Consider the following 17,634-nt stretch of genomic DNA (forward strand, 5'->3'; position numbering starts at 1 on the left):
GTAATTTTAAACCGCGTTGCCATCGTTTCTCCTATCGGGTTGAGTCCATTCGTTATGTTGTATTCTCATGTAATATACTGCAACCCAAGAGGTTTGCCTCTGTTTTAACTTTAATTTTACCTGTTATTTCACGGATTTAGGTAATTGTTAAAAGATGCTATTATAATGTATTGTTTGGATTTCGTTATTCAATATTAGGTGCTTGGACACATCTAATTATAGAACAAGTCTTGATTCTAACAATCAGCTACAGAAACTTTTACTAGACAGTAATGTGTTCAGTTCTTTTCATGAAAGGGACGAGTATGGCATGGTTTGCATTTATTACGAAAGCGTGCGAAGAGGCCGCCCGGCGACACGGAGTGTGGCGGCAGGTGGAAGATTTTCGAGATGAAATCAAAAAGCTGCAGGAGTGTGCACTCGTCCGATTTCAGCAGTTTCCGCCGCCGTATCTGGTGAAGAAAAAGTTCGCGGGCTGGGAAGGCCGTCTCATCGCCAGGCGGTATGATTTCACGGATCAGCAGAATGAAGAGCACACCGTCATCGTCTTTCTCGACTTTATGACGCGCGGGAACAACGGATACGACAAGGGATTCGGACAGGATCCCCTCAAGTATGGCGCGGCGCATTATGAAAATTTGACAACAAATAATGAACTGGAACAGTATGTACGTGAACAGCTTGCAAAAGATCCCATTCCCCCGCTCCCTGATCCGTCCGATTACGAATGGGGCTATTTGACTGCGGCTCTTCAGCAAACGGAAGACTGGGGTGATGATTATATTTATGAATCACAGGAGTGGAATAACAGCATCAACCAGAAAGTGTACCTTCAGGGGCAGATTTATACTCTTCTCGGGAATTGTTCCTTTGATCAGGAGTGGGGGGGGCAATCATCGATTCAGTCGAGTAGTCGGGAACAGATTCTCTACTACAGTTTCCCCTCGCTCCACATCATATTTCTTGCAGGGCTGGGGACGGCTGAAGAACTGGCCGATCTCAAACAGCGGTATGACAAGGTGTTGAGTGATCCCACCCGGGAACTCCTTGCCCGGCATTCCTGCCGGGCCTATCCCAAACTGGTGCTGGGTGCGGATTCTGAATTGTGGCGGAACATCGAAAGCCGGGAATCCGGCAATATGGCACTTTCCCCGGAAGAGAGTCAGTTGCTGGAACGTCTGGAAAAGGCTCCGGACAAAGCATATCCGCTTTTTATCAACGGCCGGGCCGGAAGCGGAAAATCCACTATTCTTCAATATCTTTTTTCCTATTATCTGCACTATTATCTGAAGAATCGTGAAGAGGGGGAGGATCCGTTGCCGCCCCTCTATTTGACCTGCAATGATCGGCTGCTGAAACGAGCCCAGCAAAACGTGAAGGCATTTCTGCGATGCAGCCTGCGCAGTATGGAGAATAATCCAGAGGGTTTGCTTCAGAGTTCAGAGGGGCTTTTCAAAAAGGCATTCCGCCCGTTTTATTCTTTCCTGAAAGAACAGCTGCCGCCAGAAAAACAGAATCTGTTTTCTCCGATTCGTCATATCGATTATGCCAAATTTACGCAGATGTGGAAAGAGCATTTTCGGAATGCCCCCCGTATTCACTCAATCGGTCCGGAGACCTGCTGGCATGTGATCCGTACTTATATCAAGGGGTGCTGCGTTGACGATTTTCTTGACCCGGAGGATTATGAGGAGGGATTGCGCAAAGAACATTCTGTTCCACAGGATGTTTTTGAGCAGGTTTACGAGCAGGTGTGGAAAGCGTGGTACGAGGAGATGACTGTCGATCGGACCGACGAAACGAAACCGGGAGAGTTCTGGGATGATCAGGATCTGGTCCGCTACGTGGTTCGCAATCACTTCTGCCGCCAACTCTATCCGGTAGTGTTCTGCGATGAAGCGCAGGATTTCACCCGTGTCGAGCAGAACGCCATTCTCGCATTGTCGTTGTTTTCCCAGCGGAAGATTTATTCCCACAACATCGCCAGCTTGCCATTTGCATTTGCGGGCGATCCTTTCCAGACCCTGAATCCTACCGGATTCCGCTGGGAAGCGGTGAAAAACAGTTTTGTGGAGCAGTTCATCAATTCCCACCACTGTTCCGGTCAGAATATCTCACTTAATTATTGTGAGCTGCTCAATAATTACCGTTCGGATGCGGAGATCGTTAAATTCAGCAACACGGTGCAGAAATTTCGCGGGAGTATCTTGAAAAACGATATCGTTCCTCAGAAGCCGTGGCGAACTTCCGGCGGAGCGGTCCTTTATTTTGATGTGAACGATTCCGGTTTCTGGTCTTGGGCAGAAGCGCATCGAAATGAGATCGTGTTTGTCGTTCCCTGCAATCAGGGGGAGGAGAAAGAGTATTGGGAACGAAAATCTCTTTCTTCGCATATGCGTTTCGATGATGTCACGGTTATGAGCACGGTCGCCATTAAGGGGCTGGAATATAACAGTATTGTTACCTGCGGATTTGGACAGGAGGCGCCGGTCGGCGTGTCGGAATATCTGAAAAACGGGAAAAACAGCTCCCTGAATGATGATAAGACACTTCCGGTGGAGTACTTTATCAACAAACTCTATGTCGCTGTCAGCCGTGCTCAGCACAACTTGTGGATTGTTGACAATGCCGCGGGAAATGATTCTTTCTGGAAATATTTCAAAGAAAGGCATTTCCTGCCATGTCTGTCGGATGAGGAACGGAAAGACAGCAATATTGTTTCTCTTCAGGAGGGACAAGCCGCTTCACTCTCCGAAAATCCCCAGAATGACGGAGAGGCCGCAAAAAAACTTTGCCAGGACGGCAAAGAACAACGTAATTCCTACTTGATGGGCCGTGCTGCAAGAATTTTCCAGGATTTAGGCCTGAACGAGAAAGCGAACCAATGTTTCGCTTGGGCTTTTTTCTATGAGAAGAAGTATAACAAGGCTGCGGAGGCGGTGGAAAGCGATTCGGATTTCACATTCAAGCATCAATGTTGGTGGCTACTTGGAACGCAAGAGTCGCTGAAAAAAATTTATAAGACAGGAAAATGCCGCTCGGAATTTGTTCGGTGCCCCGAATATCGTTTTGTGAAGAAGTTCGCAACCGGCAGCCTCGAAACGGATGATCCGGAAAAGGTATATTCGGACATCATCCGTCTTTTTACGGAACAAAGAGAGCAGCTTTATGAACTTGAAGAAGCCTCGGCTCCGTGGCAGTTGATCGTCGGGACGGTCGGCTGTGCCCAGAAAGAGAAAACGTTCGACGAATCGAAACGGCAGAGGCTTTGGAAGCTCGGCGAGGAACTCCGGGGACAAAGGTTGTTTCCCGCTGATCCGGAGAGTCTTGCGTCGCTTGCGCTTGCCTGCGGTGAATACAGAGAAGTGAAGAGCCTTATCAACGATTCCAGAAACGAACTGTATCGCAGAGCCGATCGTCTTGAACAATCTCCCGACCAGCAAATACAGTCTCTTTTTTCCAGCAAAAAATGGCGTAACATTTACGAACTTTTTCAAAAGCACACAACTGGAGATTTTTCTGAACCCGCCCAGAGGCAGCTTGCGGAGGCAAATGCGATTTGCGGGGATGTCGATCTTTTGACCAAATTGTTGAGAAATCATTACTCGGCGGATCTGGTCAAGAAAATTCTTGAAAACCGGGAACTTCCGCCGCCGGTGAAAAAGCAGATCAGCCGGATCGATATCTGTGCGATGGTTGCGGCGGAAGACGAAGCGGCGATCGGCGATTTCCTGAAACGTTTTTCCAGAGATGATTTCCGTATATTTGTTGCCGCTTTCGCTCGTTGCAATGCAGAGGAAATGCAGAAGAAAGAAGTTGCATTCCTCGGAAGGATCGTTTACTTCCTCAAAAAATGGCTTTCCAGAGAGGAGAAACATTATATCTCGGAACATTTTTTTGAGATCGGATGTGCGTTAGAAAAGGCCAATAATATCAAGGAATCTAGAGAGTTCTACAAGAGCGCGGAGAAGTATATCCGGAACAGCAGGGAAAAACGGGATCACGCTCTGAAACGCCAACTGGTTTGCTTGGAGCGTCATATCGCAATTCTACCCAATCCGGCATATCAAAAGCGAGAGGCACAAAAACTTCGTGAACAGCTCAATCTCATGGGAGTAGAGGTTGGCAGTCCGGAGCTGCCGGAATACGAATGTAGCAACAATCCTTGGGATCTTCTTGTCGAGTCTGATGCCGCATTGTCAAGTTCTTTTGCGAAAATCCCCGCTTCTAACATGGAAGGAGATTCTGTCCATGTTTCGACTGCTGGCTCAGACTCTCAGGCCCAAAGTTCTTCAGAATCGATGGCAGCGAAAAAAGTGTCAAATAAGGCGGAACTGAATATAATTGAGCGGAGGACATTGGAAACTTCCGACACAGAAGAAATCGAGAATCGCACGGCAGCAGTAGAAGAAATATCCAGCTCTCATTCAAAAGACATTTCCGGAGTTGAAAAATCGCTTGCCGATAACGGTTCAACCTTGACGGAGCAGCTCGATCAAGTTCAAGCGGATGTAAGTTCTGTGGAGAAGATCTTCCGACAAATTGCCTCATTCCCTGCACCAAAGGAGTTGAGTCGGTCATTTGAAACGTTCTTAAATCATTACAGGAGATTCTACCAGAATACCGTTGAAATCCGTCATAGCAATGTGGAGTTCAATTCCTTGGAACAATTCCGCGAATTACTTCTAGCGTATGAGGAGGAAGAACGGCGCCTTTCCATTTTGTACCAGTATCAGGAGTTTTTACAAAGCTTGGTACAGGAGATACAGATGCTGCGTTTGGTGGAATCGCGAGCCCCGGAGTTGAAAGAATATCTGCAGCCGCAGCTTGAAGAATTTAAACAGCATGCAACCAAGGATATCCCTCAATATTCGGATCATGAGGCTCCCCGGAAATGGAATGTTTCGTTGAATGCAGCAGAATGGTTACACAGTATGTTGCAGGGAGGAGATAAATCCGTTTCATTTTTACAGCTTTTGCCGCATTGCCGTGATCTGCTTAAACTTTTTCGCGCGTTGCGTGGGGATATCGAACTTCCGGACTGCTAAATCGTTATTTTCGTCAAAAGAGGCCAAACCGGTTTCGGAACAATCGAAATTGGTTTGGTTGCGTTGGGCAATCGCAGTGCGGAATATTTGCAACTATTCCTGAAAAGTACAGGATCCTGATATCAGCACTGTTTGCAGGGGAGAGTAGTGGAACGCTCCTTTCAGTTGTATTCTATATTCCCGGGGATTAATGAGGCAGGGAAACGGGTTCGCGGCGAAATAGTAAGCTTTTGAAAATCAGTCTGTTCATCATACTGGATTTCTCGCAAATCGGTATCGAATAAATCCGCCTGATGGACTGGGGCAGCGCCCAGCCGCTGAATATCGTGCTGGAACACCTCAGCGGGACTCCCAACTACCTGCCGCCGGAGTTCCTGCGCGACCGCCGCACCTCAACGCAGGTGGATGTTTTCGCGCTCGGCATGGTCCTGTTTGAAGTCGTGACGCTGCGGCGCAGCGGCAACGGCGCGGTCCCCGACACCGCTGCCGCCTCGAAAAGCGCCCAGCCCTCAGGCCCCCGCAACGACGTGAACGACTCCGACAGCTACCGGCACTACCTGCCGGAGCTGAAAATCGGCAAGGCGATCAAGGCGATCATCTACAAGGCGATCCATCCCGACCCGGCGCAGCGCTACCAGAGCGTGAGCGCACTGGCTTCCGACGTGCGCCATTTCATCTATGACGAGGAGGTCTCGGCATCGCCGGACGGGCCGGTGCGCAAACTGTTCCGGATCGTCTACCGGAACCGGATCAGGACGCTGCTGGTGCTCGGCGCGCTCTTCGCATTTCTCGGCGGCTGGCTTTTCTACTCCTATTACCGCGCCAGCGAGCAGGAGCGCATCCACACCCGCGCCCTGACCCAGCAGCTCCGGTTCCAATCCTACACCGACCGCCAGGCTGCCGCGGTGGAAAAGAAATTCCTGCTGGCCCAGACCCAGCTGCTGCTTTTTTCCGACAACCTGATCGAGGAGATGGCAAGGCCGCACCAGTCCGACACCGCCTTTTACGACAACGAACAGTACAAGTCGCCGGAAACCTCGCCGCCCGGCATGCAGGATTCGGAATATTATCCGAATCCGGTCAACCTCCGGCACATGGTCCGCATTCCGGCGGAGCGCCCCGAACCGGTCCGGCTTGACCTGCTCGGCCCGAGGCAGTTCACCCAGCTTTGCAACAAAGTGATCCGTTACACGCTCGACAGCAACAAGGTCAGCCTGCTGGACCGGCAGTTCCACGCGAAGCTTTTCGATCAGAACAACCTGATCCAGCGGCTGTTCATCGCCTGGGCCGACGGAACGCGCTACAGCTATCCCGGCACCTACCAGCAGACGGTTTTCAACGACTCCATCCATTCCGCCTGGTGGAAACAGCTTGAACACTCCGCGGACAAGCAGGAGATTTCCTGGTCGAAACCTTACCGCAACAATGCCGGACGCATCCTGATCAACTGCAGTTATCCGCTGTACAGCCCCCGGAAGGAGTTCCTCGGCTTCGCCGGAATAGAGTTGCGGGTCTCCAAGCTGTTCGCTTCCGTGCTTCAGGCCCGCCGGGACGATCCGGTTCACGAGTTTTATTACGTCGGGCGGTTCCACCATGTGATCTCGTTCGACGCCGACGGTCTCAGCCTGACCGGCCGGAACGGCACGCTGCCCGACGGCGTTTCGGTTCAGCCGCTGGTCGGCTTCGCAGAACGGTTGCGCGAGAATCACTACCGCCAGTTCGAAGCGGAATTCAACGGGAAACGCTACCATGTCGACGGCGCTCTGATTCCGACCTCCGGCGGCGTATTGCTGCAGCTGATCGAAAACAAAGCGTTCCACTCCCACCGCCACCCGGAGGAGTGAAAACTGCCGGAATTCCGTCGCTCCGCCCGCTCGCGGCTTGTAATTTCGCCGGAGATGCTGTATTTTCAGAATGAATATCAATATACAGCGGAAGGTTTCAGATGAGTTCCGAAAAGAAGCCGGTCGATACCGATGAAATCGATGCGACCGTCGTGCTGGCGGGAAACGCGCGGCAAAATACCACCCGGACGGAACCGGCGGAAGAAAGCCGGGCGGAGGTGCCGGAGAGCAGCCGCCAGTTCCGTTTCCTGTGCAACTTCGCCGCCGGAGGAGTCGGCTGCGTCGGCAAGGCCCGCGACCTGTTTTTCGACCGCATCGTCGCGGTCAAAAGCCTGAATGAGAAGTTCCGGGACGATCCGCGCGCGATCGAAGCCTTCCTCGAAGAATGCCGCCTGAACGCCCGGCTCGACCATCCTTCGATCGTCCCGGTCTACGCGATGGGCAAGGACGGCGCGGGGCATTGGGAAGTGATGATGAAGCTGATCAACGGCACTTCGCTCGCCCAGTTCATCAAAGCCGCCCGCGAAGCCTATCTCCACAAACAGGTCAGCAGCCGCCAGGAACAGCATGCGCTGATCTCCCGGCTGGAATACTTTCTGAAGGTGTGCGAGGTGGTCTCCTACTGCCACAGCCAGGGCATCATGCACGGCGACATCAAGCCGGGCAACATCATGATGGGCGAATTCGGCGAAGTCTACCTGATGGACTGGGGCAGCGCCCAGGCGCTGGACACCGTGCCGGAACATCTCAGCGGAACCCCCAACTACCTGCCGCCGGAGTTCCTGCGCGACCGCCGGACCACGCCGCAGGTCGACATTTTCTCGCTCGGCATGGTTCTCTTTGAAATCGTGACCCTGCGCCGGAGCAGCAGCGGCAATGTATCCGAGGAGGGATCGGCACCGCCCGGCACTTCCGCCACCGTGACCCGCAGCGACATCCGCGACTCCGACAGCTACCGCCACTACCTGCCGGAGCTGAAGATCAGCAACACGGTCAAGGCGATCATCTACAAGGCGATCCATCCCGATCCGGCACAGCGTTACGCAAGCGTAAGCGCACTGGCCTCCGATGTGCGCCACTTCATCTACGACGAGGAGGTTTCGGCGGCTCCGGACGGGCCGGTGCGTAAATTCTCCCGGGTCGTCTACCGCAACCGGATCAAATCCCTGCTGATCCTCGGAGCGCTGTTCGCCCTGCTCGGCCTCTGGCTTTTTTATTCGTATTACCGCGCCAGCGAGCAGGAACAGCTGCGCAGCCGCGCCCTGGCCCAGCACCTCAAATTCCAGTCCTACACCGACCAGCTCGCCGCCGCGGTGGAGAAGAAATTCCTGCTGGCGCAGGCTCAACTGCTGCTTTTCGCGGACAACCTGATCGAGGATATGGCCGAGCCGTACCGCAGCACTTCCGCCTTCTACGACAACGACCGATTCCGTTCCGCCGAAACCTCGCCGCCGGGCATGCAGAGTTCAGACTATTATCCGAATCCGGTCAACCTCCGGTACATGGTCCGCATTCCGGCGGAGCATCCCTCCCCCCTCCGGCTCGAACTGCTCGGCGCCAAACAGTATGTCGGGATCTGCAACAAGATCATCCGTTACGACCTGGGCAGCCACAACATCAACATGCCGACCCGCGAGATCCACCAGTTGCTGTTCAGCGCGCAGAATCAGGTGCAGCGGCTGTTCGTCGCGTGGGCCGACGGGGTGCGCTACAGTTATCCCGGCACCTACGAGGACCCCGCCAGTTCCGCCTTTTCCCAGTGCTGGAGCAAGCTCAAAGAGACCGCCGGCAGCCAGGCGATCACTTGGTCGAAGCCCTACCGGGGCGTACTCGACCGGCACCGGATCAACTGCCGTTATCCGTTGTACACCACCGCCAAAGAGTTCCTCGGCATCGCCGGGTTGGAACTGCGGCTGGAGGAAACCTTCGAACCGCTGGTCAGGGCGCACCGCGCCGATCCCGTTCATGAGCTCTATTTCGTCGGCCGCCACAATCAGGTGGTCGCGATCACCGGCGACGGTCTTTTCCTCGCGAACGAGGACGGCAGGCTGCCCGGCGGCCCCCCGGTTCAGCCGCTGGTCCGCTTCGCAAACCGGCTGCGGCGGAACCGCTACCAGCAGTTCGAGGCGGATTTCAACGGCAAACACTACTATGTTTCCGGAGCGCCGATCCAGACTGTCGGCGGCACGCTGGTTCAGATGATCGAGGAGAACGCCTTCCGCACCCATCGCCATCATTATGAAAATGAAAATTGAAAGAAGCCGGTTCCTCCTGTATATTACCGGAATGTGACAAGTTATGAACAGCAGGACGGACTGACGCAATGGATATTGAAGATTTTTCACAGGACCGGGAGCCGCGCGCAAAAGCGCTGATCCCTTTCGGCGTGTTCCTGGTCTTTTACCTCGGGCTCTCGATCGCATCGGGAGATTTCTATAAAGTTCCTATGCCGGTGGCCTTTCTGGTCGCCTCGGCGACCGCGCTGGTGCTGAACCGCAGGGCTTCACTGAAAAGCAAAATCGAACTTTTCGCGCACGGCATGGGCAACGTGGACATCATGACCATGTGCCTGATCTTCATCCTGGCCGGAGCTTTCGCCAGCACCGCCAAGGCGATGGGGGCGGTCGATGCGACGGTGAACCTCGCATTGACTTTCATCCCGCCCAACCTGCTTGTAGGCGGGCTCTTTCTGGTGGCCTGCTTTATTTCGCTGTCGATCGGCACCTCCGTCGGAACCGTGGTCGCGCTCGCGCCGATCGCGGCGGGCGTAACCCAGAACCTCGGCATCCCGATCGGCGTCTGTCTCGGAGCGGTAGTCGGCGGAGCGATGTTCGGGGATAACCTGTCGATGATTTCGGACACCACCATCGCGGCCACCCGCACCCAGCAGGTCGAAATGAACCGCAAATTCTACGCGAATATCAAAATCGTGATCCCGGCCGCCATCCTGACCATACTGCTGTACCTGGTTTTCGCCACCCACGCCGGAACCGCGCCGCAGGTCAGGCCGATCACCTTCATCGACTGCTGCAAGGTGGCGCCATACCTCGCAGTGCTGGTGCTGGCGCTGTTCGGCGTCAATGTGATGGCGCTGCTGATGTTCGGCTCGGTACTGGCCGGGACGGTCGGGCTGCTGAACGGCAGCTTCGATTTCTTCGGCTTCCTGAAAGGCGCGGGGGACGGCGCGCTGAGCATGTCCGAAACCCTGATCGTCGCGCTGCTCGCGGGCGGCCTGCTGAAAGTGATCCGCTACAACGGCGGCATCGGCTATCTGCTCGGCCTAATCGAGCGGCACATCCGCGGGCGGCGCGGCGGCGAATTCGGCATCGCGCTGCTGGTTTCGGCGGTGAACGTCTTCACCGCCAACAACACCGTCGCAATCGTGATCGCCGGGCCGATCGCCCGGGACATCTCCGAACGCTACGGCATCGCGCCGGCCCGATCGGCCAGCATCCTCGACACCTCCAGCTGCATCGTGCAGGGCATCCTGCCCTACGGCGCGCAGGTGCTGGCGGCGGTGGGGCTGGCCGGGGCGGCGGTCTCCGCTTTCGACGTGCTGGCGTTCCTGTGGTATCCCTATGTATTGGCCTTCTTCCTGATACTCGCAATCGCGCTCGGCTTCCCCCGCTCCGCCTCCCGTTCCTGACTCCGGAGTCAGGGCCTGAGCGGCGGTTGATAGCCCTCGTCGCCGCCGAGCTTTTTCCAGCGGAAATAGATCCACAAGAGAAGCACGAAGCACGGGATCGTAAAAAGGAAATCCCACACATAGAGCCAGCGGTAGCCGAAGAGATCGATGAACCAGCCGCCCGCCGCGTTGGCGGCGACCAGCAGCAGGGCCTTGACCATCGCCGCCGCCGAACAGAACTGGCCGAACTGCTCTTTCGGATACAGTTTCACGCACAGCGGCAGCAGCGAGGAGTTCTGCACCGTATAGACGACGGCGAGCAGGATTCCCATCGCCATGAACGTGCCGTAGCCGTGCACGAAAAAGAATCCGAAGGGGTTCACGAAGATCACCAGCAGCGCCCCGGCCAGATAGATCCGCAGCGGATGGAACCGGTCCACGAGGTATCCCATCGGCAGATAGAGCGCGACGCCGACGATGCCGCCGACCGCCCCGACCCGGCCGAATTGCGCGGTGGTCAGCCCGAGGTCATTCAGCGCAAACAGCAGATTGAACATGTTGCGGCAGACCGTCGACACGTAATTGAACGCCAGCCCGACGAAAAGGATCGAAAAGAACGGCACCGAAAAACAGTCGCGGAAATAACCGGCCACCATCGCCTTCAGCCCCGGCTTCACCGGCGGAGGCGGCGGATACTCCCCCTCCTTCACGTTCAGGCACATCCCGGTGAAGCTCAATACGTAGATCAGCGCGACCACCGTGAAGATGACCGACATGTGGGTTTTCGCATAGGGCATCACCAGCAGATTGAAGCACATGCCGCCCAATGTTCCGGCGATCCGGAACAGCGACATGAAGCGGCCGATGAACTGCTGCGGCACCACGTCCGCGAAAATGTAGTAGAACACCGACCCGACAAACAAATCGAACCCCTGATAGCAGATCACGAAAAACGCGATCAGGCAGATGGTGAACGTTGCGGGACTCCCGCCGTCCCCCCACAGCAGATTGTAAAAGAACGCGCCGATCTGATCGCTCCAGCCGAGCAGGATCAGAAAGAGCGCGGTAAAGGGAGGCGTGAACAGCAGATACGGAATCCGCCTGCCCCACCGGCTGCGGGTGCGGTCGCTGCGGGTGCTGACGATCGGGTTGATGATGAAATTCAACAGCGCGGGGATGCTGCCCATCAGGATTCCGATGGTCAGGTTGCTCGCGTCGTGCATCTTCAGCAGCAGCGGCGTCAGCGACGGCGACACCGTCTCCATCATCGAGAAGCAGAAGTCCCCCCACAGCAGCCAGATGAAGAGGTTCAGCAGCCCGAGGCGGGTGTAAGTCAGTGTCCCGCAGCGGTAGAGAACCTCGCCCCCCTCCTCTTTCATCGTGTTGCCTCCAGCGTGATTTCGCGTTCCAGCCGGATCGACTCGTAGGCGGCGTTCATCACCCGGATCGCGGCGTAGCTGTCCTCCAACGTGGTTTCCGGGCGCTTCCGCTCCCCGGCGATAGTCGCGACGAAGCTGCCGATCAGCGAATCCGCCGGGTCGCCCGGCAGCCGCGGCGTACCGTCCACGATCAGCCGGTCGGGCGATACGTAACGGTTGCCGACGATATAGACGTGCCGGTCGAAGAAGTCGCACGAAAAGTATCCCTTCGTGCCGGTCAGCTTCAGGTTGCACTCCAGCGACTTCGGCCAGAGCAGCCGCCGGGTCGGCACCTTCTCCTCCAGATTGGAGTAGGAGGGGTTGATGAAATACTTCACGCCGTCGTCCAGCTCGCCGGTGATCGCGGCGTGATCCTCGACCGCGAGGTGGGCGCGCTGGTTCCGGGCCGAAACCGCGCTGACGGTGCGGAACTCCCGCCCGGTGATCCAGCGGATCAGGTCGAACGGATGCGGATGGTCGGTGATCGCGCCGCCGCGGCAGGTCTCCGAGCCGGGCCGCAACGGCACGCGCCTGCCGTAGGAGAGCACCGGGTCGCCCCAGTTCGGGAAGTAGTTGCACGGGCTCTGTGAAATATTGGTCAGATAGACCGATTTCAGCTTACCGAGCGCGCCGGACCGGAAGAGCTTCCGGGCGTACGCGAACTGCGGATTGAAGTGCAGCTCAAGCTCGCACTGGATCACCCGGTCATAGTTCCGGCCGATCGCGATCATCTCCCGGCACTCATCCTCATCCATCGAAATCACCTTCATCATATAGATGTGCAGCTTGCGGGAGACCGCCGCCTTGAACATTTCGAAGTGGTCGATGTTGTCGCTGCCGATCATCACCGCGTCGGCTTCGGGATGCGCCTCGAACATCTCGCGATAGTCGGAGTAAAAGCGCACTCCCGGACGGCCACCCGGAAAGCCGCGCGCCTGTTCCAGCCGGACGGCGTCGAAATCCGAAACCGCGACCACCTCCATTGTGTCCACCCGCCGCCCCGCGCCGCGCAGATAGGCAGGCACGTGGGGGTTGGCGGTTCCGGCGACCATGATTCTGATTTTATTCATCGCAAAGCCTCCCTGATCATGGTTTGAATTGCCGCCGCATTGCCGGGGCCGGGCGGCACCAGCCCCAGCCGGGCCGCCTCCGTGAACCGCTGTTTCATCTGTTCAACCGGACCGTTCGCGGGCGGCAGCGAAGCCAGCTCCGCGACCGGGAACTCCAGAATTTCGTCGGTGGCGAACACCATGCCCTCCTCGTTGAAATATCCGACCAGCGGCTGGTTGGTCACATGGCCGTTGCTGAAATTGGCTTTGACGAAACAGATGTCCGGCATGGTCTCCGGCAGGCATTCGTTCAGCTCGCATTCCGCAACGACTTCGTTGCCGAACCGGACCAGCGCAAAGAGATTGTTCATGCCCGGAACCTTCTCGACGTACAGAGAACGGAACTCCGCGCCCGCCAACTGCTGCGCGCCGTCCAGCATCGCGGCGAAGGTGTCGTACAAAAACTCCCGTTCGCCGGTTGCGAAGCGTTTCGGCCGGCTCCAGGTGAAACGCAATGAGCAGAGTTCCCCGCAGCAATTTTCCGCAATCACCTGCTGAATGCGTTCCAGCACCGGGTTCTTCCGCCAGAAAAAGGCGGTCACGAAGCCGTCGCCGGTACGCCCGGCGGCTTCCGAGGGGGTCAGAATCATACTTACTTTCCCTTCTGTAGTTATTTCCAGATCATGGTAAATCATTGCAAAATCTTGTCGGCGATAACTTTTTTCAAATCAGGAATATCAAAGAAACTCAAAACGCCTGGAATCACCATCGACAAAGGATATTTTTCCTCAGCGGGCCACGGAGTAACGGCAATTGATTCCCAAGACTCCGGGCAATCAATCAGTCGAACCCGAGTGATACGGTCAGAAAGAATTGCTGCGATTAATACAGGAATGCATGCTTGCCCACGGGCTTCCAACGTAATTTCCGGAACTTGAGCCGCCAGCAGGTCGACAGCTCCTAAGATGTCACGAACTTTGCCGGCCATGTAAGGTTGACCGTTCATCAGCGCAAGAGACGCATAGTGATAGTCATACCCATAGTAACTGAAATAGCGTTTGACAGAAAAAGGTTCACATTGGGCGGGACGGCACTCGCCGGTTCCACGAACATCAAGTCCCCATAATTGTGAGTTTTCCGGAATTGGATGACTCAGCAACTCTTGAACACTGTCCAAATGCGCAACATATAGTGTCGCCCGTTCTCCCTCGGGCAGATGATAGTAACTGGAATCGGAAAACAACGACAATACAGCCATTACGTGATTGGATTCAGTTTCCAACCCAAATCGGGATTGTCTCATTACGGTTTCCCGCAATTTGCAGGATCGCGGGCGCAGTACCCGGTAGTCCGGTGTTTCATTTGTCTTTAACCTGAGAAGTTCGGTAAGTTTCCGGCAAACGGCCTCTTTCGACATAATTTCCCGATTCGTTTTAGTCTTGATGACTCGCTGTCGGACAAAATCCCGGACTAATTGTTCTTCTGACAGCTCGGAAACTTCTCCGTTCGGAGTCGCATTCAATTGAGCCTGAGCGATTTCCTCATCAACAAATACGACCTTGGATGGTTCCGAAACATGAAAAATACGAACGAAGAATTTACAACACTCTTCCATAAGATAGCGTGAAAATGCATGATCACCGGAAGAACTTCGAAATACGACGTTATCGGCAGAACCGAGGATTGTATGAATTTTGCGCAATTCTTCAAAACTTTTCAGTGCTCCACGCATATCAAAGAAGTCATTCCTGGCACTCAGTACAATACAGGGGTGTGGAGCTGTCGCAAGCAAGAAATCCGCCATTTCCAATCCGGCACTGATTGCACCGGGAGGCGTCTGTTCAATATCAGCCGGTAACTCATTGGCGACGTTGCGCTCCCATGTGGTAATATAAAAGCCCGGTGCTGAGGCGCTGATCCGGTCATCCAATGCGGCCAGGTAACTTGTCAGGGTGCCACCACCGGAATTGCCGGTCACACCGATACGGGATGCATCAATTTCCGGACGCGTCAACAAATAATCAATCGCTCGAATGGCGTCATAGGTACGCCATGATCCGAACCATTCTCCGACCAGCAGAAGTTGTTTGCCAAGAATATTGTGCTCCAAACACGGATCCGGTTCAATGTCGGGAAAGCCGGGAACATTACGAAACTGATGTCGCTCCCCCTGTCCAATGGCGTCAATCATGAAGGCTGCAATGCCATGCGACACAAGTTCTTTGGCAATAGGCTGATAATAAACCTTTCCTTCCGAGGCGTGCCCGGACAGAATCAATACGACGGGGCAACCATCGGCCGGAATGCTTTTCGGAAGAAAAAGATTGCCTGTGACACTGAAATTCTTCCGACTTTGAAATAATACTTTTTCCACAGTACAATACGGTAGTTCTATTTTTCCAGTGATTTCGGCATTCAAGGGACTTTTGGAAGATGGAAATTGGAAGAGAGAACGAATCCGCTTCCGAATATCCGAGATATACAGCTTGGCCTCTTCCGGAGTCTTCAGCGCATTCAGGCGGGCGGAACGTTTTTCGCGATTCAGCCGGAATGCCTCCAAATAATATTCCTGAACGGAATTACCGAAAGCAGGCGGAACCATTCCAATGTCTTCTCCGTAAACGATGTTTGAAACCAAAACGAATAGAAACAATCCAAGATGTTTTTTCATAAGCACTTCACTTTAATTATCATGTATTACGGTTTGCAGAAAAAGACGAAGTGAAAGTTCTGAGCCGCAACGAATGGCACAGCAAGATTTCCCGGTACATAAATACAGTCTTTCCATAGTCATTACTTTGTTTCGGCGAGTACCTTGTCAATGGTTTCAATCATATCCCCAACAGTGTCATGGTGCTTCATCAATGCCCGAGGATCATGGTTATAGGAACGAATCGAGGTTGCAACGGAAGAAGGAACAACCAATACCTGTTTTGCTTTGCGTACAAGAGAAATCAGATCAGGAGAATGAAGTTGTTCGAGTTTGGCGATACGCTGTTCGAGCAACTTGTAAAGTTCATAATCTTCAATACCGTCCCGGAGATTTTCCAGACGAAGCGACGGTCGTATGATGCCGCCGGGTCCGGGATACACGAGATTTCCCATGCCGTTAAGCATTTTTTCCTGTTTGCTGAATGGTGAAATGATCGACGGTTTCCATCCGGAACACTTCTCAAGGAAGGCCGCTTTGTTGGACAGATTGGTTGCCCATTCCCGATTAATGCACCAATAGAGAATTCCATCAATTTTATTCATATAGGTCATAGTCATAATAACTCGGGAATCGAGCAGGGGATAACCAAGAAAAAAGTTGGGATACGGCTTTTGCGGGCCGTCCGCCGAATACCACCAGAACTTGATTCCCTTTTTCTGAAAATCATATCGCGCCTGATTGCTCGGATCAAAATAGTCAAATGTCGGACACCAGATATCAAACTCGGACAGCAGTTCCGCAATCGGTGCAGATGTTTGAACTCTCGGCAGCCATGGGAATTCCTGTTTCAGCACTCCCAGAATCTGTCTGGCGGCGGCGAATCCTTCTTCTTGTCGTTCAGGTTCCAAACAGGATATTTCATCAAAGGAATAGAGGTAAGTATGTTTGGCCAGTCCGGCTTCTTCAAGAGGTTTCAGAGATTTGCGAAATGTCTCAACAAGAGAATTCAATTTTTCCATAGTATAAGGTTTTGCCGGGCAAAGGTAACCGGCTGTAGCAAAATTCAGGTTGAATTCCTGCTGTTCCTCAATTGAAGGAGTAAGTGTTCCCGCGTAAATATTATTCGGCGGAATCCGATATGACAGTAAAAAATGATTAATCAAGCCGTTCTGTTCAGGAGTCAGGGAGCCGAACCAATCTGAATAAAAGTGTTTAAAGAAAGAAAAGGCGATGGGAATGGAATTCCGTTCTGGAAGATCAAAAGGATATACATGAAGTTTTACAGTCAAGCTTTTCTTTCCAGAAGCGTTCGCCAAAGTGATTACGCCTTCGTAATCACCCGATACTGCAGTTCTTGGAACACTGACCCGGAAAAGCAGAGGTGTGACATCCTCGGCCGGGATCATCACAGATGCCGGATTGCCGTCCATTACGATATCCGGCCATGACCCGATGTATTGGAGTCTGGCCCTTTCATCACTCCCTAGCATCGTTTGAGTAGCGGTGACATCCCGAATAACTCCCCAAGTTGCGACCCTTGGCAAAGATTTACCTGTGTTTTCGGAGATAAAACCAGAAAAATCAATGCTGATTCTGGTTGCAGCATTCCCTGCCATCGGAATGATCTGAAAACTTTCCACTTCACCCCTTGCGGCTCGCATGGAGACCACATCATGCTGTTCAAATGTTTGATATGCCTGAGGACTTTTACGAAACCCTTTTCCAGTGGGAAGAGTAGCGACAGCGAAATCCGCATGCTTTGCAAGTTTCTTAAAAAAGATGCTACGGGCGATTTTGTCATATTCCTGCTGAAGCCGAGTACGGAATGTATCCAATTTTCTTTGCAGTTTTCCGTAAACAGGTTGAACGGAGTCGTATTCCGAATTTTTCACAACATCCTGAAGTTGTCGATAGAATTGGTCGAGTTCATTCTTCTGAGTTTTTAGATAAGCGAGAGATTTGTCCGTACCGATCTTTTTTAAAAGTTTTTCACAGTC

The 17,634-nt window shown here is 53.7% G+C and carries 9 protein-coding genes; 4 read left to right on the forward strand and 5 right to left on the reverse strand.

All coding sequences use genetic code 11. The features are described 5' to 3' along the window. Positions 1–305 precede the first annotated feature (305 nt). The 4 genes from ACMLHG_RS08910 (at position 306) to ACMLHG_RS08925 (ending at position 10,538) form a co-directional block, all read left to right on the forward strand. A complete protein-coding gene (locus tag ACMLHG_RS08910) occupies positions 306–5,048 on the forward strand; it encodes a hypothetical protein (RefSeq protein WP_417170266.1) in 4,743 nt (1,580 codons plus the stop codon). Positions 5,049–5,341: 293 nt separating this feature from the next. Continuing rightward, a complete protein-coding gene (locus tag ACMLHG_RS08915; protein WP_417170267.1) occupies positions 5,342–6,892 on the forward strand; it encodes a protein kinase domain-containing protein in 1,551 nt (516 codons plus the stop codon). Positions 6,893–6,993: 101 nt separating this feature from the next. Then, on the forward strand, positions 6,994–9,147 hold the full coding sequence (locus ACMLHG_RS08920) for a protein kinase domain-containing protein (RefSeq protein WP_417170268.1): 2,154 nt from the start codon (positions 6,994–6,996) through the stop codon (positions 9,145–9,147). 68 nt (positions 9,148–9,215) lie between these two features. Beyond that, positions 9,216–10,538 carry a Na+/H+ antiporter NhaC family protein gene (locus ACMLHG_RS08925; RefSeq protein ID WP_417170270.1) on the forward strand — a complete coding sequence of 441 codons (1,323 nt, stop codon included), beginning with the start codon at positions 9,216–9,218 and terminating at the stop codon, positions 10,536–10,538. 8 nt (positions 10,539–10,546) lie between these two features. Here the strand turns inward: ACMLHG_RS08925 and ACMLHG_RS08930 are convergent, their stop codons facing one another. The 5 genes from ACMLHG_RS08930 to ACMLHG_RS08950 all read right to left on the reverse strand — a co-directional run. Next, a complete protein-coding gene (locus ACMLHG_RS08930; protein WP_417170271.1) occupies positions 10,547–11,896 on the reverse strand; it encodes an MFS transporter in 1,350 nt (449 codons plus the stop codon). Continuing rightward, on the reverse strand, positions 11,893–13,005 hold the full coding sequence (locus ACMLHG_RS08935) for a Gfo/Idh/MocA family oxidoreductase (protein WP_337747892.1): 1,113 nt from the start codon (positions 13,003–13,005) through the stop codon (positions 11,893–11,895). Before ACMLHG_RS08935 ends, ACMLHG_RS08930 begins: the two co-directional genes overlap by 4 nt. Next, a complete protein-coding gene (locus ACMLHG_RS08940; protein WP_276742850.1) occupies positions 13,002–13,634 on the reverse strand; it encodes a hypothetical protein in 633 nt (210 codons plus the stop codon). Before ACMLHG_RS08940 ends, ACMLHG_RS08935 begins: the two co-directional genes overlap by 4 nt. 41 nt (positions 13,635–13,675) lie before the next feature. Further along, complete coding sequence (locus tag ACMLHG_RS08945) at positions 13,676–15,655, reverse strand: alpha/beta hydrolase (protein WP_337747891.1); 1,980 nt, start codon at positions 15,653–15,655, stop codon at positions 13,676–13,678. 122 nt (positions 15,656–15,777) lie between these two features. Next, positions 15,778–17,634, reverse strand: a 1,857-nt coding sequence (locus ACMLHG_RS08950; RefSeq protein ID WP_417170272.1) for a DUF4091 domain-containing protein, incomplete at its 5' end; no start/stop codon positions are given.

Origin of the sequence: Victivallis sp., from assembly GCF_048170485.1 — a bacterium.
Taxonomy (GTDB): Bacteria; Verrucomicrobiota; Lentisphaeria; order Victivallales; family Victivallaceae; genus Victivallis.